The organism is Solibacillus sp. FSL W7-1436 (assembly GCF_038007305.1).
GTDB lineage: Bacteria > Bacillota > Bacilli > Bacillales_A > Planococcaceae > Solibacillus.
On record NZ_JBBOWV010000001.1, the window covers coordinates 377,501 to 397,679 of the forward strand.

Annotated in this window: 22 protein-coding genes (1 of these 22 only partly in view); 8 read left to right on the top strand and 14 right to left on the bottom strand. The window is 39.7% G+C overall.

What is annotated here, in order from left to right:
• Window positions 1–518: the 5' portion of a DMT family transporter gene (locus MKX73_RS01945; RefSeq protein ID WP_340716055.1), read on the bottom strand. Its footprint begins 373 nt before the window's first position; 518 of the gene's 891 nt are visible here — the first part of the coding sequence; the start codon lies at window positions 516–518; its stop codon lies off the left edge, out of view.
• Window positions 519–659: 141 nt separating this feature from the next.
• Here MKX73_RS01945 and MKX73_RS01950 point away from each other — a divergent pair, with 141 nt between their 5' ends.
• Window positions 660–1,379, top strand: a complete 720-nt coding sequence (locus tag MKX73_RS01950) for an MgtC/SapB family protein (RefSeq protein WP_340716056.1) — start codon at window positions 660–662, stop codon at window positions 1,377–1,379.
• 13 nt (window positions 1,380–1,392) lie between these two features.
• Window positions 1,393–2,382: a cation diffusion facilitator family transporter gene (locus MKX73_RS01955; RefSeq protein ID WP_340716057.1), complete on the top strand. Its 990-nt coding sequence runs from the start codon at window positions 1,393–1,395 to the stop codon at window positions 2,380–2,382.
• 59 nt (window positions 2,383–2,441) lie between these two features.
• On the opposite strand, the gene MKX73_RS01960 is transcribed toward MKX73_RS01955, so the two are convergent.
• From MKX73_RS01960 to yugI, 3 genes are all read right to left on the bottom strand, one after another.
• On the bottom strand, window positions 2,442–3,605 hold the full coding sequence (locus MKX73_RS01960) for an iron-containing alcohol dehydrogenase (protein WP_340716058.1): 1,164 nt from the start codon (window positions 3,603–3,605) through the stop codon (window positions 2,442–2,444).
• A gap of 71 nt (window positions 3,606–3,676) precedes the next feature.
• Window positions 3,677–4,921 carry a Glu/Leu/Phe/Val family dehydrogenase gene (locus MKX73_RS01965; RefSeq protein WP_340716059.1) on the bottom strand — a complete coding sequence of 415 codons (1,245 nt, stop codon included), beginning with the start codon at window positions 4,919–4,921 and terminating at the stop codon, window positions 3,677–3,679.
• A 230-nt stretch (window positions 4,922–5,151) separates the two neighbouring features.
• On the bottom strand, window positions 5,152–5,526 hold the full coding sequence (gene yugI, locus MKX73_RS01970) for a S1 domain-containing post-transcriptional regulator GSP13 (protein ID WP_339172779.1): 375 nt from the start codon (window positions 5,524–5,526) through the stop codon (window positions 5,152–5,154).
• Between the two features lie 246 nt (window positions 5,527–5,772).
• Here yugI and MKX73_RS01975 point away from each other — a divergent pair, with 246 nt between their 5' ends.
• Together MKX73_RS01975 and MKX73_RS01980 are read left to right on the top strand one after the other, a co-directional pair.
• Complete coding sequence (locus MKX73_RS01975) at window positions 5,773–7,101, top strand: sodium-dependent transporter (RefSeq protein WP_340716060.1); 1,329 nt, start codon at window positions 5,773–5,775, stop codon at window positions 7,099–7,101.
• 112 nt (window positions 7,102–7,213) lie between these two features.
• The gene (locus MKX73_RS01980) at window positions 7,214–7,420 is read left to right on the top strand and encodes a helix-turn-helix domain-containing protein (RefSeq protein ID WP_079524160.1); all 207 of its coding nucleotides are present in this window, start codon (window positions 7,214–7,216) and stop codon (window positions 7,418–7,420) included.
• A 36-nt stretch (window positions 7,421–7,456) separates the two neighbouring features.
• Here the strand turns inward: MKX73_RS01980 and MKX73_RS01985 are convergent, their stop codons facing one another.
• The gene (locus MKX73_RS01985; RefSeq protein WP_251690447.1) at window positions 7,457–7,717 is read right to left on the bottom strand and encodes a DUF1871 family protein; all 261 of its coding nucleotides are present in this window, start codon (window positions 7,715–7,717) and stop codon (window positions 7,457–7,459) included.
• Window positions 7,718–7,795: 78 nt separating this feature from the next.
• Here MKX73_RS01985 and MKX73_RS01990 point away from each other — a divergent pair, with 78 nt between their 5' ends.
• Window positions 7,796–8,971, top strand: a complete 1,176-nt coding sequence (locus MKX73_RS01990; RefSeq protein WP_340716061.1) for a MalY/PatB family protein — start codon at window positions 7,796–7,798, stop codon at window positions 8,969–8,971.
• 77 nt (window positions 8,972–9,048) lie between these two features.
• Here MKX73_RS01990 and MKX73_RS01995 read toward each other — a convergent pair whose 3' ends face one another.
• Together MKX73_RS01995 and MKX73_RS02000 are read right to left on the bottom strand one after the other, a co-directional pair.
• Entirely contained in the window at window positions 9,049–9,285 is a 237-nt protein-coding gene (locus MKX73_RS01995) for a hypothetical protein (RefSeq protein WP_340716062.1), read from the bottom strand.
• Between the two features lie 22 nt (window positions 9,286–9,307).
• Complete coding sequence (locus MKX73_RS02000) at window positions 9,308–9,895, bottom strand: peptidylprolyl isomerase (RefSeq protein WP_079524164.1); 588 nt, start codon at window positions 9,893–9,895, stop codon at window positions 9,308–9,310.
• Between the two features lie 199 nt (window positions 9,896–10,094).
• On the opposite strand from MKX73_RS02000, the gene MKX73_RS02005 reads away from it, so the two are divergent.
• On the top strand, window positions 10,095–11,303 hold the full coding sequence (locus MKX73_RS02005; protein ID WP_340718828.1) for an MFS transporter: 1,209 nt from the start codon (window positions 10,095–10,097) through the stop codon (window positions 11,301–11,303).
• A gap of 122 nt (window positions 11,304–11,425) precedes the next feature.
• Window positions 11,426–13,276: a transglycosylase domain-containing protein gene (locus MKX73_RS02010; RefSeq protein ID WP_340716063.1), complete on the top strand. Its 1,851-nt coding sequence runs from the start codon at window positions 11,426–11,428 to the stop codon at window positions 13,274–13,276.
• A 64-nt stretch (window positions 13,277–13,340) separates the two neighbouring features.
• On the opposite strand, the gene MKX73_RS02015 is transcribed toward MKX73_RS02010, so the two are convergent.
• The 3 genes from MKX73_RS02015 to MKX73_RS02025 all read right to left on the bottom strand — a co-directional run bounded on the left by MKX73_RS02015 (window position 13,341) and on the right by MKX73_RS02025 (window position 15,820).
• Window positions 13,341–13,901 (bottom strand): YufK family protein, encoded by a 561-nt coding sequence (locus MKX73_RS02015; RefSeq protein WP_340716064.1) that lies wholly within the window; start codon window positions 13,899–13,901, stop codon window positions 13,341–13,343.
• A gap of 95 nt (window positions 13,902–13,996) precedes the next feature.
• A complete protein-coding gene (locus tag MKX73_RS02020) occupies window positions 13,997–14,200 on the bottom strand; it encodes a hypothetical protein (RefSeq protein ID WP_340716065.1) in 204 nt (67 codons plus the stop codon).
• A gap of 120 nt (window positions 14,201–14,320) precedes the next feature.
• The gene (locus tag MKX73_RS02025) at window positions 14,321–15,820 is read right to left on the bottom strand and encodes a leucyl aminopeptidase (protein WP_340716066.1); all 1,500 of its coding nucleotides are present in this window, start codon (window positions 15,818–15,820) and stop codon (window positions 14,321–14,323) included.
• Window positions 15,821–15,977: 157 nt separating this feature from the next.
• On the opposite strand from MKX73_RS02025, the gene MKX73_RS02030 reads away from it, so the two are divergent.
• Window positions 15,978–16,457 carry a divergent PAP2 family protein gene (locus MKX73_RS02030; protein WP_079524169.1) on the top strand — a complete coding sequence of 160 codons (480 nt, stop codon included), beginning with the start codon at window positions 15,978–15,980 and terminating at the stop codon, window positions 16,455–16,457.
• Window positions 16,458–16,533: 76 nt separating this feature from the next.
• Here the strand turns inward: MKX73_RS02030 and MKX73_RS02035 are convergent, their stop codons facing one another.
• From MKX73_RS02035 to MKX73_RS02050, 4 genes are all read right to left on the bottom strand, one after another.
• Window positions 16,534–16,860 carry a YuiB family protein gene (locus tag MKX73_RS02035; RefSeq protein ID WP_340716067.1) on the bottom strand — a complete coding sequence of 109 codons (327 nt, stop codon included), beginning with the start codon at window positions 16,858–16,860 and terminating at the stop codon, window positions 16,534–16,536.
• 122 nt (window positions 16,861–16,982) lie between these two features.
• Window positions 16,983–17,480, bottom strand: coding sequence for an NUDIX hydrolase (locus tag MKX73_RS02040; RefSeq protein WP_340716068.1), 498 nt, complete (start codon window positions 17,478–17,480; stop codon window positions 16,983–16,985).
• An 81-nt stretch (window positions 17,481–17,561) separates the two neighbouring features.
• Window positions 17,562–18,773: an NAD(P)/FAD-dependent oxidoreductase gene (locus MKX73_RS02045; RefSeq protein ID WP_340716069.1), complete on the bottom strand. Its 1,212-nt coding sequence runs from the start codon at window positions 18,771–18,773 to the stop codon at window positions 17,562–17,564.
• 150 nt (window positions 18,774–18,923) lie between these two features.
• Complete coding sequence (locus MKX73_RS02050; RefSeq protein ID WP_340716070.1) at window positions 18,924–20,135, bottom strand: EAL-associated domain-containing protein; 1,212 nt, start codon at window positions 20,133–20,135, stop codon at window positions 18,924–18,926.
• Window positions 20,136–20,179: the final 44 nt, after the last annotated feature.

Genomic DNA, 20,179 nt, shown 5'->3' on the forward strand with positions numbered 1-20,179 from the left:
ACATCTTGCCCGAACAGTAAATAACCCGTTATTAAGGCGCAGGCAATCAATGCTAGTATATCTCCATAAAGTGCCGTACCGCTGATCTGAAAATCTCCCCAACTAATCAGGACGCTGCCTAAAATCGCAATTCCACCTGCAATAAATGTCTGAAGCGTTATTTTTTCTTTGAAAAATAAATACGTTCCGATAAATGCAAATAGCGGCTGCATTGTTACCAATACAGTAGAACTTGCTACAGAAGTGTAATTTAATGATTCAAACCATAATATAAAATGAAATGATAAAAACACGCCTGCAATCGATGAAAATAACCAATCACGTTTTGACAGCACTTTTATTTCATTGCTGTATTTCTTTAAAAACCACGGAAGCATTATCAATATCGAAAACAGCATACGGTAAAATGCAATAACTCCAGCATCTGCACTTGAAAGTTTTACAAAAATCGCAGAAAGGGAAACAGAGATTACGCCAATAATAATAGGGATATACGGGTGGATTGGTGGTTTTTCCACTTAAACCCCTTCTTTCTATATATATCATCCAATACGAAATATTTTGCGATACCTCATATTCACATTATCAAACTATACCTTATTAATGATTTTTTTTCGAGAAGATTTGAATTCCATTTTACATGAAGGAGAGGTTTGGATATGGAATGGTTAGCGAATGATAAATTTACGATGGAAATTTTATTAAAATTACTAATTGCGGCTACACTAAGTTTAATTATTGGTATCGAAAGGGAATTGAAAAAGAAGCCAGTCGGTTTAAAGACAAGTTTAGTGATCGCGACCTTCAGTTGTTTACTTACGATCATCTCAATTGAGACTGCCTATTCAACTCCTGCACGGGACGATATTAACATTACAATGGATCCATTGCGTTTAGCCGCGCAGATTGTAAGCGGTATTGGTTTTTTGGGTGCCGGTGTTATTTTGCGCAAGGGGAATGACAGCATTACCGGACTAACGACAGCCGCCATGATTTGGGGCGCCGCTGCTATCGGAATTGCTGTAGGGGCAGGGTTTTATATTGAAGCATTTATTACAGTCCTTATTGTCGTATTGGGAATTGAACTTCTTGCTCCCTTCCTATTGAGGTTCGGTCCAAAACGCCTAAGAATGCGCGAAGTTTCTTTAATTATTAATACCGACCAGGCAGACAATATAAAAAATGTCGTCGATTATTTGAGGGAGCATGATATGTATATCGATAATATCTCAATTCGAGATGTACCATTAACCGAAAAACTATTACATGAAATAGATATACGATTATCAACCGTCGAAACGAACCATACTATCGAACTTTATAACCGGCTTCGGAAATTGGATTATGTAGTAAATATTAAAATCGAATATTTAGATTAATGGAGGAAACGCAATGGGAGAATTTTTCAGATTACTAAAGGATGGTAATAAACCTTCCTTACTCGCAGCATTCGTCAATACATTTTTAGGAACAATTAAAGGCATTGCATTCTTCTTTACAGGAAATGTTGCGATGTTTGCCGAAATGATGCACTCTTTCGGAGATGCCGCAAACCAGTTTTTCGTATTCATAGGCTCTGCCCTAGCAAAAAAAGCTCCTACTCCAAAATTCCCGAATGGATACGGACGTATTGTTAACTTAGTCTGTCTGGGCGCCGTTTTGATTGTAGCAATTCTTTCATATGAAACAATTAAAGAAGGATGGCATCATTTTATCCATCCTGCATCGGAATCATCCGGAATTTGGATTGCCCTTGGTGTATTGGCAATCGGTATCATCTTGGAAGCATTTGTTTTAAATAAAGCCGCAAAAGAAGTGCTTCATGAAGTTGGTGTAGAACCTAAAGGGATTACAATTCTCCAGTCCGCAAAATATTTAAAGCGCGCAAAACCGGCGACAAAGCTTGTTTGGATGGAAGACTTAGTGGCAACTTCAGGTAATGTCCTGGCGTTTTTAGCAATTGTTATTGCGTATTTTACAGACTTTTACCGATTGGAAGGATTTATTTCAATGGTCATCGGTTTAATGATGTTTTATGTAGTAGGTCGTGTCTTTTTAGATAATGCGCGTGGTGCAATCGGTGAAACGGATGAGGAAATGCTTGTGCATATCGGAAATCTCGTTATGGAAGATCCGCATGTAACGGATATCGCACGACTAGAAGTAATTAAAGAAGGCGAATTTTTACATGTTGAACTTATTGCGGAGACAGATCCGAATTTATCACTCGCCTATTTAGATGATGTACGTGACCATTTAACAACATTGCTGTTAAACCAAAAAGGTGTAACAAAAGTTACGATGGCGTTTGATGAAGATAATGGCGAACGCAGCTGGACACATATCGCTACAAAACCTGAATCAGAAAAAGGCATGATTTAATTGAATCAAGTAAAAAGGAAGCTGGTCCCACTATCCGACCGCTTCCTTTCTTCTCGTTCTTATAAAGACATTTCCAAAATTTTACGTACATCCTCTGCTTCGAGTTTGTTGAAGTTACCGAATGGACCATATACCAGACAATGTTCTACCATTTGTTCGAAGTATGTCGCATCAATTTCGTAGTCAGCCAGGCGATTCGGAGCACCAAGGGATGTCCAGAATGCTGATAATGCATCAATACCTTCCAATGCTACCTGTTCCTCTGTTTTGTTAGCCGGATCAACATTGAATACATTTACGGCTAACTTTGCAAAGCGGGCCGGGTTCACATGTAAATTATGTTTCATCCAGTTCGGGAATAAGATAGCCAGGCCGCCTGCATGGGCAATATCATAATACGCTGAAACTGCATGCTCAATATTATGTGTTGCCCAGTCCCCGCGTGAACCTAATGCAAGGAATCCGTTTAACCCGATTGTTCCTGCAAGCATTAATGTTTCACGATGCTCGTAGTTGGACGGATCTTTCAATGCTTTTGGCGCAACATCAATCAGCGTACGTAAAATCCCCTCGCTCATTTCATCTGTAATCGGCGTGTTTGTCGCATTGTTGAAGTACTGTTCAAAAATATGCGACATCGTATCAACAACACCATTTACCGTTTGATTCGCCGGCACTGAATAAGTATAAGACGGATCTAAAATCGAGAATTTCGGGAAAGTTGCCGGACTGCCCCAGCCATACTTCTCTTTTGTTTCTAAATTCGTAATAACCGAACCTGAGTTCATTTCAGAAGCTGTTGCAGCCAGTGTTAACACAGTCGCCAATGGTAATGCTTCAGTGGCCATCACTTTTCTTGTGACGATATCCCAAGCGTCCGCTTCCACCTTTGCACCTGCAACGATTAATTTAGAGCAGTCAATTACCGAACCGCCTCCTACCGCTAATACAATATCAATCTGATTTTCTTTACAAATTTCAATACCTTTACGCGCTGTTTCTACACGAGGGTTTGGCTCGACTCCTGATAATTCGAATACGTTCATATTCAAGTCATTTAAAATGGTCATAATATCATCGTATACACCATTCGATTTAATACTGCCTCCACCATATACAATTAAAATGTTCTGGCCGTACTGAGGAAGTTCTTTTCGTAAATGTTCGATACTCCCTTTACCAAAATGAATCTTTACCGGATTGTAGAATGAAAATTCGTTCATCAATGGTTCCCCCTATTTTTCAAAAAAGTCCCACTCCCATAAAATAGGAGTGAGACTTAATAATATAATGATTATACCCATCCACGGAAGCGAGAAGCCTCGGCAGTGCGGCGTACACCTACCATATAAGCAGCTAAACGCATATTAATATTGCGGTTTTGTGCTGTTGTATAGACATTTTCAAACGCAGCAGTCATTTTTGAATATAATTTTTCACGTACTTCTTCTTCCGTCCAATAATAACCCATATTGTTTTGAACCCATTCAAAGTAAGACACTGTTACACCACCAGCAGATGCCAAAACGTCCGGCACAAGAAGAATACCGCGCTCTGTTAAAATCTTTGTCGCTTCAGCTGTTGTTGGACCATTCGCTGCTTCTACAACGATGTTCGCTTTAATTTGATGTGCGTTGTCTGCTGTAATTTGATTTTCAATGGCAGCAGGCACTAAAATATCGCAATCCAGTTCCAGAAGCTCTTTGTTTGAAATTGTATTTTCAAACAATGTCGTAACCGTTCCAAATGAATCACGGCGATCTAATAAGTAATCGATATCCAAACCGTTCGGATCATGCATCGCTCCGTGTGCATCTGAAATACCAATAACTTTTGCACCTAGATCACTCATAAACTTCGCTAAGAAACTGCCTGCGTTACCGAAGCCTTGAATAACCACTCGTGCACCTTTAATATCGATGTTGCGTTTTTTCGCAGCTTCTTCGATAACAATAGTAACACCTTCTGCAGTTGCACGGTCACGACCTTGTGAACCGCCAAGAACGATTGGTTTACCTGTAATGAATCCTGGCGAGTTAAATTCATCCATACGGCTGTACTCATCCATCATCCAAGCCATAATTTGAGCATTTGTAAATACGTCTGGTGCGGGAATATCTTTCGTCGGACCAACTACTTGACTAATCGCACGAACATAGCCGCGACTTAATCGTTCAATTTCGCCCATTGACATTTCGCGTGGGTCACAAATAACGCCGCCTTTACCTCCACCATACGGAAGATCAACAATGCCGCATTTTAATGTCATCCACATCGAAAGCGCTTTCACTTCTTCTTCCGATACCATCGGGTGGAATCGTACGCCACCTTTTGTTGGACCTACTGCATCATTATGCTGTGCACGGTAACCAGTAAATACTTTTGTCGTACCGTCATCCATTTTTACAGGAATACGCACAGTCAACATACGAACCGGTTCTTTCAATAATTCATACATTGCTTCATCATAGCCTAGTTTATTTAATGCCTCATGAATTACTTCTTGAGTTGATGTAAATAAGTTCAAATTTTCAGCCATTTTATAATTCGCCTCTTTAAATTTTGATGTATTTGGGTCTTTCCGCCAACATTGTAACATACTTTATTCGGAGTTTGTTAAATATTTGGCCACATTTTATACACTTTTAATATTTCCGTTGATAATTAATGAAGAAAGCGCTTTTTTCACTAAATTTGCTCAAAAACGACCTAATTTATCCATAAAAAAACATGCTCAACTTATTTAATAATAAATTGAACATGTCCTTCTTAATGTCCAGATTGTTCGATCCAATCTTTCAATTTTTCCTTTAAAATTTGAAAACCGTCCGCATCCACTTCATCTACCCGATCTTGCAAAGTACGCCGTGGCGGCATATCCCTTTTTCGATGAAACGGTACTTCCTGCAATTCGCGTATCGATAAGCTTATTTTTTTTTGATCCGTATCCACATCCAGAACTTTAACTTGTATTTCATCCCCCACGGATAAAAAATCACTTACATCCTTCACAAAACCGTATGTGATTTCAGAAATATGCACAAGTCCCTGCGTATATTCATCTAAAGCAACAAAAGCTCCGTATGGTTGAATTCCTGTCACTTTACCCGTTAGCACGTCACCCACTTCAATTTTTTTTGCCATACTTTGTTCCTACCTTCTTTTCGTATATACGTAAATGTCATGTTAAATTATAACATATGAGATGGGTTGTAACAAAGAATCGCCTTAATCTAGCGTTTTTAAGTCATTAAATAGGAGTCCTTTTAAAAAAATGTGAAAATTTTTTCCTTTTCTATATTTGCATTAAATATATTCACAAAAGTTTTTGCTAAATACGTGAATCGTACTGTAAAATGAGTAATTGCATATATATGAGGAGGTTTTGTTTTGTCATCTAGAGATCAATTTACATCTAAGATAGGATTCATACTTGCGGCGGCAGGAAGTGCAATCGGTCTTGGCGCGATTTGGAAGTTCCCCTATATGGCGGGAACGAATGGCGGCAGTGTATTTATTATTTTGTTTGTTATATGTACAGTTTTAATTGGTTTGCCGATATTGATTGCGGAATTTATGATCGGACGACGCGGTCAAAAAGATCCGATTACATCCTTTAAAGAGCAGGCTCCAAATAAACCATGGTTTATGATCGGTTGGATCGGTCTTGTAGCGTGCGGGTTAATATTATCCTTCTATAGTGTTGTAGGTGGATGGATCTTAAGCTATATACTTCGGGCTGTTAGTTTTTCACTTACAGGCCAAGGGGTTAATTTCAGCACTTTGTTTTCAGATATTATTTCCAATCCATGGGAAGTGTTAATCGCACAAGCTGCTTTTATGCTTCTGACATTATTTATTGTACAAGCCGGGATTAAAAACGGGATTGAAACAGCAAGTAAATGGATGATGCCGATTTTATTTTTATTTTTCATTTTGCTGTTTATCCGTTCCATTACATTGGATGGTGCGATGGAAGGCGTTAAGTTCATGTTCATTCCAGACTGGTCATACTTGAATGGCGATACGTTAATGTTAGCGTTAGGGCAGGCATTCTTCTCTCTTAGTATTGGAGTTGCGGCAATGATAACATACGCATCTTATTTATCTAAGAAAGAAAAAATTGTTACTTCTGCAGTTAATGTAGCAAGTATGAATATCGCGATTTCTTTATTGGCGGGCCTTGTAATATTCCCTGCTGTATTCGCATTAGGCTTCTCTCCTACAGAAGGACCGGGCTTAGTATTTATTATGATTCCAGCTGTTTTTGAGCAATTGCCATTTGGCGGATTTTTATTGCTCGTATTTTTCATCTTACTTCTGTTTGCGACAGTCACATCAGCGATTGCCTTGCTGGAAGTTGTCGTTTCAATAGGTATTCGGGAAAAAACTGCCCAGCGTAAAAAAGCATCTTGGTTATTAGCATCAATTATTTTTGTCATCGGTATCCCGAGTGCTTTATCATTCGGAATTTTATCGGATATCACCATTTTTGAACGTTCCATTTTTGACTTTGTCGATTATGTAACGAGCGCGATTTTAATGCCGATCGGTGCATTTTTAACTTCTATTTTTGCCGGATATTATTATTCAAAGAAAATTTCTCGAGAAGAAATGATGGCATCACCAGCTGTTTATAATTGCTGGCTGTTCATTGTACGCTATGTAGCCCCACTTTCAATTGCGGCTATCTTTATTAATAAGGTGTTCTTTAGTTAAACTTGAAAAACTTGTTCGATTAAATTCGGACAAGTTTTTTTATTTTTACAATTAAGAGGACTTTATAAGTTGTTGTTCATATGATAGTAAACATACGGGGAGGAGATGGGAAATGAAATTGCAGTTTCAGGAACAGTTGAAAACTTTACGTTCGGAAAAGAATTTATCAATTGAAGAGCTTTCATTACGAACACAAGTAAGTATTGAAAAACTGACAGCCTACGAAAACGGTGAGCGAATTCCTTCAACCCAAACCATTTTGATTTTATCGACTGTTTTGGAAGTACCGGTTTCTAACTTAATCGACGGATTACATTAAAATGCGGGCGACCTCAACTACAGGTCGCCTGCATTTTTATATAATACACTTCGCTTCGAATTTTACGGCAATTAATTTATATGCGATGGCAACACATTGCTCAAAAGGAATCCATTGTTCAAAAGAGTATTCATAAACTCTTTGAATGACTTTCGCCAATGTTGTTGGATCGTCAATATTTTGAAGCGCAGCGACAACATCTGCCGTTTCAGTAGCATAACTTTCGGAACCGTAGCTAAAAGGATCCCACTGCTCCAATAAATGTACACACTTTTGATTCATTTCAATATTATCCATTTGATTCACCTTACTACCTCTTATAATAGTTAGTATGATACCATAATCTGAAAGAAAGCATAAGAAAAGAGGGTTCAAATGTCTATTTTTAATAAAGTTCATGAGCGTCGCAGTTCCGCATCTGTAAAATGGGATATGATGAATGTCGTTTACAATTTGAAAGATACAACAGAATTACTGCCGATGTGGGTAGCAGATATGGACTTCCCTCCGCCTGCTGCTTTAACAGAAGCGTTAAAAACTCGATTAGAGCATCCTATCTTCGGCTATACTTTTGCCGATGATGATGTAAAAAATTCGATTGTTCACTGGTATAATACTCGCCATCAATGGACGATTGATTCAAACACGATTATTTTCCAGCCGGGTGTTGTCCCGGCAATCGCGACCGTTATCGAAACCTTTACAGAGGCTGGCGATAAAATCGGAATGTCCACTCCAGCGTATCCTCCATTCACAAATGTACCGGCTGCTCAGAAACGCGAAGTCGTGACATGTGAATTAACCGAACAAGACGGTCATTATACGATGAATTTTGAGGAGCTTGAAGAAATATTCCGCTCCGGTATTAAACTGTTTGTTTTATGTAATCCGCATAATCCTATCGGTATTGTATGGAGCCTGGAAGAGCTGGAACAGTTAGTTGCGCTATGTATTCAATATGATGTGTATCTATTATCCGATGAAATCCATGCCGATATTTCAATTCAAAAATCGTATACACCTGTCCTAACATTAGCGAATGCAACCGAGGCAAAAATCATCACATGTATTGCCCCAACTAAAACGTTTAATATTGCAGGTATTCATGCCGCTATGATTGTAGCGCCAGACCGAAAACTATTTACGGCAATCGAAAAAAATACACAGGCTCACGGGAATTTAGGTTTAAATACATTTGCTTCGACTGCTGTAAAAGCTGTCTACACAGAAGGGGCAGCCTGGTTGGACGATCTTCTTATTTATTTAAAAAACAATATGGAATATGTTGTGAAGGAATTAAACGCTATTGAAGGACTTAAAGTGGAGATTCCAGATGCAACATATTTAATGTGGATTGACTACCGCAAGACAGGAATCGAAGAAAAGGAACTAATGGCACGTCTTCTATCGGTAGGACAAGTTGCGTTAGATCCAGGGACAAAATACGGGGAAGCAGGAAGAGGCTTCTTACGTATAAATGTTGCTTGTCCATTTGAACTGTTGCAGGACGGGGTTGAACGCATTAAACGAACGATGGCTACATTCGAATAAGCATGTAAAAGGGGCAGCCCGGAATTAATAATTTCCGGACTGCCCCTTCTTCTATTGCATCATTTTGATTATTGTTTTTATAATTCTTCCTTAGCGTTTTCTTTAGTGATACGCGCATCACGTTCTTTTAATGCGCGTTCTTCTAAAATTTTAGCCTGTGCAGCCTGGCGAGCAGCGATGCGGCGGACGAACCGGAATGTAACAAAAACAATAATCAGTAGTATTGCGAATTCAATTGCAGCGGGAAGATACAATGACTTGTCTTCCGGGAAATATAAAAAGCCACCAGAGAAATTCATTAAAAATTGGTTCACTTGCCCACACGTCCTTTAAAAATTAGTCAATTACTGTGATTGACTCAATCTTAACATCTTCTTTAGGCTTATCGTGCATATTTCGGTCAACTTTAACAATATTGTCAACAACATCCATACCTTCAACAACTTGGCCAAATACTGTATGCTTGCCGTCTAACCATGGCGTACCGCCGTTTTGTTTGTAAAACTCTACTTCTTCTTTTGACCAGCCGCGCACTTCCATCTGTTTTAGCATAGATACTTCGACTTGAGGTGCTTGAACGATGAAGAATTGAGAACCGTTCGTACCAGGTCCTGCATTGGCCATTGATAATGCACCGCGGATGTTCATTAGTTCAGGTACACACTCATCTTCGAATGTACCGCCCCAAATAGATTCGCCGCCCATACCAGTACCAGTAGGATCGCCACCTTGAACCATGAAGTTCGGAATTACACGGTGGAAGATAATACCGTTATAGTAACCTGATTTTGCATGACCTAAAAAGTTTTCAACTGTTTTTGGTGCGTGCTCCGGGAATAATTTAATTTTGATTGAACCCATAGTTGTGTTCATTTCTACCATTACTTCGCCTGGATTTAATTCTTTCGATAATTGTGGAAACATTTTTGTCTCTCCTTTAAATAAATTGTGGAATGGATGGGTATAGGTATAGAAACCAAACTTCCCCTTTAATACCAAGTCCAAGTTTACCATAACTCTAATATTTTAAGCCAATAACTTGCGGAGAACTTCCTTCGTAATACGAAATAAGTTATACTAAATATTAAATAAAAAGGAAGAAAGTGATATTTTGAAGAAAAATATGAGACATAATTTCATTATCATTTTAATATCAAACTTCATTGTTGCGGCCTCTGTTACGATGATTATGCCGTTCTTGTCTTTATATATCGATACACTCGGTGATTTTTCGGATGACTATGTCCAGACATGGGCAGGAATTATCTTTGCCGCAACCTTTATTACTGCATTTTTGATGTCTCCGATTTGGGGGCGGATTGCTGACAAATACGGGTACAAGCCGATCATGATCATCAACTGCTTCGGCGTTGGGTTAAGTATCTTTTTAATGGGTTATGTTCAAAATGTCGAGCAGTTCTTTTTACTGAGGCTTGCGATGGGTGTTGTAACCGGCTTTATCCCTACTTCCATTGCGTTCATCAGTAAGCATACTCCGAAAGAAGTGGCCGGGAAAACGCTCGGGACATTGCAGATGGGCAGTGTTGGCGGAACATTATTCGGCCCTGTATTAGGAGGCTTGATGGCAGATACTTTCGGATTCAAGTACACCTTCCTCATTACAGCGGTCACGATTACGATTGCGGCAATCATTATTATTTTCGGCATTCATGAACCGACCATTATCCGCAAAGTTAAAAATGAAATTTATTCACGCAGAAATGTCATTTGGGCAATTTTCCATCATCGCCTTATATTAAATGTAATGTTCGTCACTTCACTCATTCAGATCGGGAACTTTAGTATTCAGCCATTGCTGTCCCTTTACGTATCCGAACTTACCCCTTCTCAGGAAGTGGCCATGCTCGCCGGTATTACCTTTAGTGCTGCAGGGCTTGGTAATATATGTTTTGCGAGATTTTGGGGGAAATTGGCCGACCATTACGGATATGAACGAATTTTATCTTACTTGTTAATCCTTGCCGTCGTTTTCATCATTCCACAGGCATTCGTTACAGAGTTATGGCAGCTTATCATACTCCGGTTCTTATTCGGTATTATATCCGGCGGTCTTATTCCGATTACGTCCGCGCTTATTCGCCGTGAAGCACCGATTGAAGTACAGGGCGAAATTATGGGCTACAACCAGAGTTTCCGTTTCTTCGGCAATATTATCGGACCGGTACTAGGCGGGGTTGTTGCAAGCTTTGGCGGAATTCATTCCGTATTTTATACGACCGGCCTATTATTTTTAATCGGCTTTGTCATAATGTCCTTTTTGAAAAAGCTTCCGACGCAATATATGGACGAGATGTTGAAAAAACATGCTTAAATGTTCAATGTATATATGGTATTCTTTAAAAAACAACAGATGATTACGCTTAATACGTTTTCATTTTGTTGTTTTTTGTTTGGATAATTTTAATGAATATCCTATTTGGGGGCCAATAATCCATGAAACAACTTTTTGGCTACATTGTCATTTTATGTAGCGTCCCTTTACTTCTTCTGATCGGAAATGCGGCTTGGAAAGAATTGGCCAAAGCGGAGCAGTATGAACAATTAATCAAGAAATCGGTTGAGCTCCCTGAAGTAACTTCCACATCGCCCATTACTTTATACGATGCAAACAGCAAAATTTTCAGTGAAGAATATACCGAATGGTCACAGCCGCTTGTGCTGGATGAAGTCCCTGAAATTGCAAAACAATTATTTATATACAGTGAAGATGAAAGTTTTTATGAACATATCGGTTTTGATGTAAGTGCAATTGCCCGTGCCCTCATCGCAAATAATTCGGAGCAGTCCATCCAGCAGGGTGGTTCCACCATTACACAGCAGCTTGTCCGTATGCGTTATTTAACGACGGACAAAACATATGAGCGGAAATTGATGGAACTTTTTTACGCCTACGAAATCGAGAAATCATTTTCCAAAGACGAAATTTTTGAGATGTATTTAAATGAAATGTATTTCAGCAATCAAGTATATGGAATCGGAGCTGCGTCCACTTATTATTTCAATCGGCCGTTATCAAAACTTTCCATTCCCGAAATCGCTTTTATATCGGCTATTCCGAACAATCCCACATTATATGATCCGGTCGTGCATTTCGAAAATACAAAAAGCAGACAGGAACGGTTAATCGATAAACTGACTGAGCATGGGGTTATTACAGCTGATGAAGCAAAAACGTATAAAAAAGAACCGATTCAATTAAATATAAAACAAAAAGCACAGCAGTATCCGAGCTACAGTACATTCGTTTTGCAGGAGCTGAAATGGCTTATTGCCGATCAGACGGGTTACCGCGAAAAGATTGACAATACACCCGATAAAATGGAAAAGGAATTTCTGCAGTTAGAGCTGAAGAAAAAAACGGACGCAATTTTACGTCAAGGTGTTCATGTATATACTGCACTGCAACCTGAGAAACAGCGACAGGATGAAGCGGCCATCAACCGGATTTTACCGAAGACCGATCTACAGGCAAGTGCAGCGATTATCGATAATGATACACGTGAAGTGATCAGTATTTTTGGCGGGAAGGACTATAAAAAGCATGATTTGCACCGGGCATTCCAATCTCCAAGACAGCCGGGTTCTGCATTTAAGCCGATCAGTGTGTTTGCCCCTTACTTTGAAGAAACTTCCGCAACACAATACTCGGTCGTAAATGGCGGTCCGTACTGTGTCGGGAATTTCTGTCCGGACAACTATGGACGAATATGGTACAACAATATCACTGTGGAAACAGCTTTCAAAAACAGTGTTAATACAAGTGCTTTACGATTGTTTAATTCCGTAGGGGTTGAGACAGCATTTCGTTATATTAACCGGTTCAGTTTTGAATCAATCATAGAAAAAGACCGCACATTTGCTGCAGCATTAGGGGGATTAACATATGGGGTTACTTCACTGGAAATGGCCGATGCATATTCCAGCTTTATCGACGGTTATTATGTGCCTGTTCACAGCATACGTAAAGTAACGGATTTAAAAGGAGAAACGATTTTTAGCTGGCCGCATAAACGTGAGGAAATATGGTCTGCATCCACAACGAAAACGATGCGCAGTCTTTTAAATGAAACAGTGGCTACCGGAACAGGAAGAGGTCTTTATAGCTCATCCGGCTATATCGGGGCCAAAACCGGAACGACGAACGAATTTAAAGATTATTGGGTTGCCGGATTGACGAATGACTATACGGCTGCCGTTTGGATCGGCTATGATCAGCCCCGTTCAATGGAAGCAATCGAACGTGCAAAAATTCACTTTTCTATATTCAATGCAATAACAGAATAAAAAAAGCTTGTTAGTTTTAAATAGCGCACCTCCCCCGCTAAAATCCTAACAAGCTTTTTTTATACTATGCGAACGGCAAGCTCGCAAGAATTCCGTTATACAGCTTAATAACGGCATAGATGACGAGAGCCAATAATAGAAACCAGGTCAGTACTTCATAAAAGATTAACCCGATCACACCTGGAATGGACATATACTGACTCTTCTTATAAACGTTGTAAATAAAATAACAAAAAATCGTGAACATAAAGATGCCGACTAAAATCGGTAAGGATTGACTCCCGATTACCGAAACAAATGCTCCCAAAAAAAAGATGACATATCCACCGCGTGCTGCATGGATGGTTTGCCCTTCTTTATCTTTTGAGAAGAACAGCATCCCAAGCTCATGAATCGTCTCCCCGATCAGCTTCAATGCAGAAAAAATCATGAAAAATAGTAGTACAAATACAATCAGTAATACGAAACGCAGCTCCAGATCCGATAAAAATTCACGCATTCCATTATAGACACCGATTGCACGAAGCAGCTGTAACGATTCTGATATGGCTAGCATACTGAATGAAAAACTGAATAATATTATTGTAATGAATGGTAAGTAGCCATATAAATAAGGATTTTTCATAATTTTGGTCCCTCAAAACTCGTAATATTTCTTTTTCTCATCATAGCTAACTATGAGGGGACGGGCAAGCCTCTCCTTATTCACGCGCAGCATTCTTACCAGTAGCGTCTAGGATAGCGCGGATAATACGGCGGATAGTAGTAATTAGGCGGATACGGTGGATAATACGGCGGATATGGCCCGTAACGGTTATTCAATGAACCTCCTAAAAAACCTCCTAAAAAACTCCCTAAAAACGGAACCCCGAATGGATAGCCGAATCCAAAACCTGGATTATAGTGACGATTGCGATTAACCATGTTCATGTCCTCCTCCCTTATGAATAGTGTATTCATAATTATGGGAGCCGCTAGTCACCCGCCTAAAAATGAAAAAGATGCCTTGCAAGTTTTTCATTGCAAAGCATCCTGTCAAATTGATTAGTTATCGCGCAGTTCTACCAGTGTTGCCAAAGTACGCACCATCGCACCCGTGCCACCTTTTGGTCCTAATGCATGCGGTGCATCCGCATCGGAAGTCCCTGCAATATCAAGGTGAACCCAAGGTGTTCCTTCTGCAAACTCTCCAACGAAGCCGCCGCCGAAAATCATATGGCCGTCACGACCGGGCGAGTTGTTTAAATCTGCCACTTCTGATTTACGGATACGCTTTTTATCGCTTTCTGTTAATGGTAAGCGCCATACGAACTCGCCTGTTTCAAGTGCCGCACCCATAAACTCTTCGAAGAATTCCTCGTTATTTGTTAAAGCACCTGTTTTATCTTTGCCCAGCGCAACGATTACTCCGCCCGTTAATGTCGCCACATCGATTAAATAGTTGGCACCTTGCTGTTTTGCATATGTCATAGCATCTGCCAATACTAAACGGCCTTCCGCATCTGTATTTAGTACTTCAACCGTTTTGCCGTTGTACATCGTAATAACATCATCCGGTTTAAATGCTTCACCTGAAACCATATTGTCTGTAGAACCGATTACGGCAACGACATTTTGTTTCGGGCGTGTTTCACCGATAATGCGCATTGCACCGAGAACAGCAGCTGCACCGCCCATATCACCTTTCATGCCGACCATGCCTTCACGCGGTTTTAATGAGTAACCGCCCGTATCGTATGTTACTCCTTTTCCGACAAATCCGATCACATCTTCCCATTCCGGTTTCCCTTTATATTTCAATGTGATTAAGCGCGGCTCTTCTACAGAACCTTTATTGACAGATAAAATACCGCCCATACCCAGTTCTTCCATTTGTGCTTTGTTTAAAATCTCAACCTCTAAACCGTAAATATTGGCAAGCTCTGTTGCATAATCCGCCAAATCACTTGCTGTCAGTAAATTAGGAGGCAAGTTGATTAAGGTACGCGCTTCATTTACCGCATCCGCATAAATTTTCCCTACTTCGAAATTACCGATCACATCTTCCATATTCGCTTCTGTAACAAATTGAATTTGATCGAAATATGTTTTCGGCTCATTTGAAGATGTTTTGTAATTTTGTACTGAATAATAGCCTAAATTCAAACCTTCACCAGCTAAATATGCAACTTCCGCCTCTTCCAGCTGATCTGTTGTAAACGATTCTACCCAAACTGCCGCATCGCTTACTTTAGATGCCTTCAGTTCTTTCCCGACTGCTGCGAATACTTCACGTAATTCGTTTGCTGTTATATTTTTGCGTTCGCCAAGACCGACAAAGTAAATACGCTTTAGTGAAGAGTGACTGCCTGAATACGGCAATTTCGTAATTTTTTTTGCATCCGATGAAATTTCGCCTGCATGCAGCCATGTGTCAATGATATCTCCATAAAAATCACTGAACGCCGGCCAGTTTTTCATTTGTTCACGGTGTTTTTGTACTCCGATAATCAATGTTTCAGAAGTTTGTGTTTCAAACGTTTTTGCTGCTGATTCAATATTCATAATTAAAAACCTCCTAATGTATAGTCTCATTATATACAATATTTTTTAATTCGGGTAACGAAACATCCAATAATTTTTATTTTTCTGCAAGTTTAAATTCAAACGATTATAGGGAAAATGATATAATTATAGCAATGAGGAGAAAGTAGGTGTAATTATCGAACTTCTACAAAATACGCCGCTTTGGCTTGGGGTTTTTGCGATTGTTTTTGCGCAAATTTTAAAAGTACCGATTCATTTTATCGTAACAAAAAAAGTGGATTGGAGCTTGCTGACATCTACCGGCGGAATGCCAAGTTCCCATTCAGCAGCTGTAACAAGTGTTGCAACGGCGGTCGGTATTGAGACCGGATTTGATTCACCGACTTTCGCTGTTGCAGCGATGCTGGCCGGAATCGTCATGTATGATGCGAGCCATGTCCGCTTTCAGGCTGGACAACACGCGGCCGTTTTAAACGAACTGCGCCACGATCTCCGTTTGTTTTTTGATGAAATTAAACGTTGGCCGGAAATGAATGAGCAGGAAAAAATAGAGGATTTAAAAACATTATTAGGTCACAAAAAAAGCGAAGTATTCATCGGGGGATTGGCAGGGATTGTTTTTGCGGCTTTATGGTACACCATTCAAGTGTTATAAAAAAAGGGGCATGTTAAAGGCTAAACCGGCTTTTAACATACCCCTTTATTTTTTTGCGGGACTCCGCTGAAGCAGACTAAAACATGCGGTATCCTGCTTTTCGCAGCGCAATCATAACAAAGCCCGATACGATCGCCCCGCCGAAACCACCAGATAAAATAACAATATCAACAATCTTTAATGCTTGAACTTTATCGATTAAAGCTGGAAAGGCTGTCCCTGCCTTAAAGAAATAATCCAAAAAGCTTACTTCATCAATGATGAAAATTACGACAACCGGATAGACAATAGCCATCAACCATGTCATCCGCAATAACATATTCAATAAAAAACCGATACCGAAAAACATGACAAAAAATAATACGACGGAAATGATTACTTGTACTAGCGAAACATCATTCATGTTATGTATACCCCCATTAATCTATCATAATTTTACATGATATAACGGGTCCTTTCAATTCAACATCCAAAATAACGTATAGAATACTAATATTGTCAGAATCCCTTCATAATGTAAAACGGTTATTTTTTGAAAAACAGATGATATTCGCTATAACCGAAAACGTCCCCGGGATTCACACCTTCAATAATCGGATGGATATGCTGTGCCGCATGCTGGTTTGCCATTTCTCTAAGCATAACCGATGACAGTTCATGATGGATAATTTCACTTGGTGCCATCCAGCATGCTTCACCGATTTCTCTTTCCTGCAAAGTAAAAGGCTGGTCATTATCGACCGGCTTACAATAAAATATCGCCATATTATCACTAATATCATTCAGAATCACACCTGAACGGAAGCCGACAAGTCCCTTTACTTCGCAATGAATCCCCGTCTCTTCCAACACTTCACGCATCGCAGCCGTCGTCACTGTTTCGGCTGGCTGTACAAATCCTGCCGGTAAAGACCAGGCCCCTTTTAGTCCCCCGTATGTTTTTTTCACGAGCAGCCATTCTCCTGCTGAATTTTCAACAATTGCTGCAACTCCAAGCCAAACTTTTCCTCGATCCTTTTTCATAACTAACATTCCCCTTTGCTCTACTGATAAAAAAACTTGCAAAGGAAGCGTTACACTCTCGTTTGCAAGTTTGAAGTTCGTTTATATAAATTTGAATTTCCCTTTTTTCAACGTTAAGCCGACACCGCCGACTAAATATAATGCGCGGTCATCAACGACTTTCTTTAATGCTGATGCAGGCTTCCCTGTAAATTTACGGCCAAATGCTGTTCCAATGGCATCTTCCTGACCTAATGAGCAAACAGCTCCCTTATCATCGTAAGCAAATACTTCTGTCGGCTCATCATTCATTAGATGTTTGATATTTTTGGCAATGATGTCTCCTTGCTGCATCGCAATTTGAGCTGTCGGCGGGTAAGGTCTGCCTGTTTCCTCATTCAGTAAAAATGCACAGTCTCCCACTACAAAGACATCATCAAAGCCTGGTGCGCGCATATCTTCCCGAACTGCAATTCGTGCACGGTTCGATTCAATACCGGAAGACTCGATTAAAGCATTTCCGCGTACTCCTGCAGCCCATACAACTGTACCGGCTTTAATGAATTCCGTGTTTTCTTCATCTTTTTTAATGTTCACACCTTCTGCTGTTGCTTCCACAATCGGTGTGCCGATAGAAAATTCCACACCTTTTTTACGCAATTGTTCCTGTGCATAATCAACTAATTCCGGATCGAATCCAGGTAATACAGTCGGTGCTGCTTCCACACAAAGAAGACGTACTTTATCCTGAGGAATATCAAATTCTCTGCAAAGCTCAGGAATCCGGTTACCGAGCTCCCCTAAAAATTCTATGCCTGTAAAGCCCGCTCCACCTACGACAATCGTAAGTTTACTGTCGTCTTTCACTTCATCCAATGTCCAGGATGCAAACTGATACTCGATATGCTCACGAACTTGGCGTGCGGTATTAATATTCGTCAATGATAATGCATGTTCTTTCAAACCAGGAATACCGAATGTTTCCCCTTCGAAGCCTAAGCCGATTACTAAGTAGTCGTACGAAAACTCACCGGCTGATGTTTCTACTTTCTTTGTATGGACATCAATGTTTTCTACATTGGCAATGACGAATTTTACATTGTGATTAATAACTTTTGAAATCGGATAACGTGCTTTATCCGGAGAAATCGTACCTGCTCCTACTTCATGCAGCCAAGTTGTTTCATAATGATAGTCGTTCTTGTTCACTAAAATAATTTCTGCTTCATTTGTATTGATTAATTTTTGAAGATTTACAATCGTTGTTAATCCTCCGTACCCTGCGCCCAATACTAAAATTGTCGGTCTCTTCATTCAATCAAACCCCTTCATTTTAATGAACCGGCACTATAAATCTGTTTGCTAATTTTATAGAACGCCAGTAAACGGTTTTTTACTGAAATACTATAATAATAGTAGCGTTTTTACTGAATGATTTCAAACATATGGATATTATTCATGCCGTCAATTGACAATATTATGTTCATATAAGTAATCGTATTTTATATCAATAAACAAAAACTCTTCATTTGAAATAGCCATTGAATACGTTCGTGTCAACTCGCCTGTTTCGATATCGCTGTAAACGGAAGACAACTCGCCTTTATTGTCTTTTGTCATTTTAATAATGTTCAGCAAAAAGTATGGTCGCCAGCTCCAGTTTTTACCGATGATTTTTTCTTGCTTTTCCCATTTACCATCATTCCATCGGATATTCGGGGATGTTTGGAAACCATTGCTGTCACAAATATAAATACGAAACGCGCAGTTTTCCAGAGAGTTTGCCAGCTGCATCAGTTTATCAATCTGTGAAGTGGATGGATTGATTTGATCGACTGTTGAACAAATCATCCGTTCAAGACGTTTCATTTCTTCATATTTTTGCAGAAGCAGTTTCTTTTCAGTCGCAATAAACTGTTCACAATCTTTGCGGAAACGTTCTTTTAAAGAATCGCGTACTTGCAGCTCTTTATGCGGCAGTTGCAAATATGGCCCTTTGAAATAACGGGTACCGTTTTTCCAGCCGTGCTGTAACTGATAGACCGTTTCAATATTTTCGACTAATAATTGGGTCCCCATCTTCACAGCGAGTGTCCGGATTGTTGAAAACGCATGGTTTTGTGCACCCCATAAATTATAGTTCAACTGGCCGACATTGATTTTAAGAATAGCTGGTTCAAGCAGTAAAATATTTTCAAGCTGTGTTTGTGAGCCGACATCCGCCAATGCAATTTTGATGCCATATGTTTTAATATAGCGAATTAAATGCTGCAGCTGACTCATTTCCCCTTCGTAAAGATGTTCCGTCATAACAAGGGTAATATTTCGGAGGTTCGATTCAGCGACTGTTTCTTTCAGCATCGTAAAATAACTTTCCCCAAAATCCAGCAGAAGCAATTCAGGGTTGCACGGAATATACAAACCGACATCATCAATTAAATGGGCAACATTTTGCAACGATCTGCGAACAAAAATTTGCTCGATTTCTGCTCTGATTTCTGCCGGTACGTCTTTTTCATATGTAAATTGCTCGATGTTGATCGGCTCTTTTTCATTTTCACTTTCCACTTGGCCTATTGCTTCATATGCCACAATGCGATGTCCATCTGCACTATAGATTGGCTCATATAAAATTTCGATTTGATCTAACTTATCCAGTAATTCTAAAACACTCATTTAAAAAAGCCCCCTAGCAGTATGGTGATAAATCTATAATAATT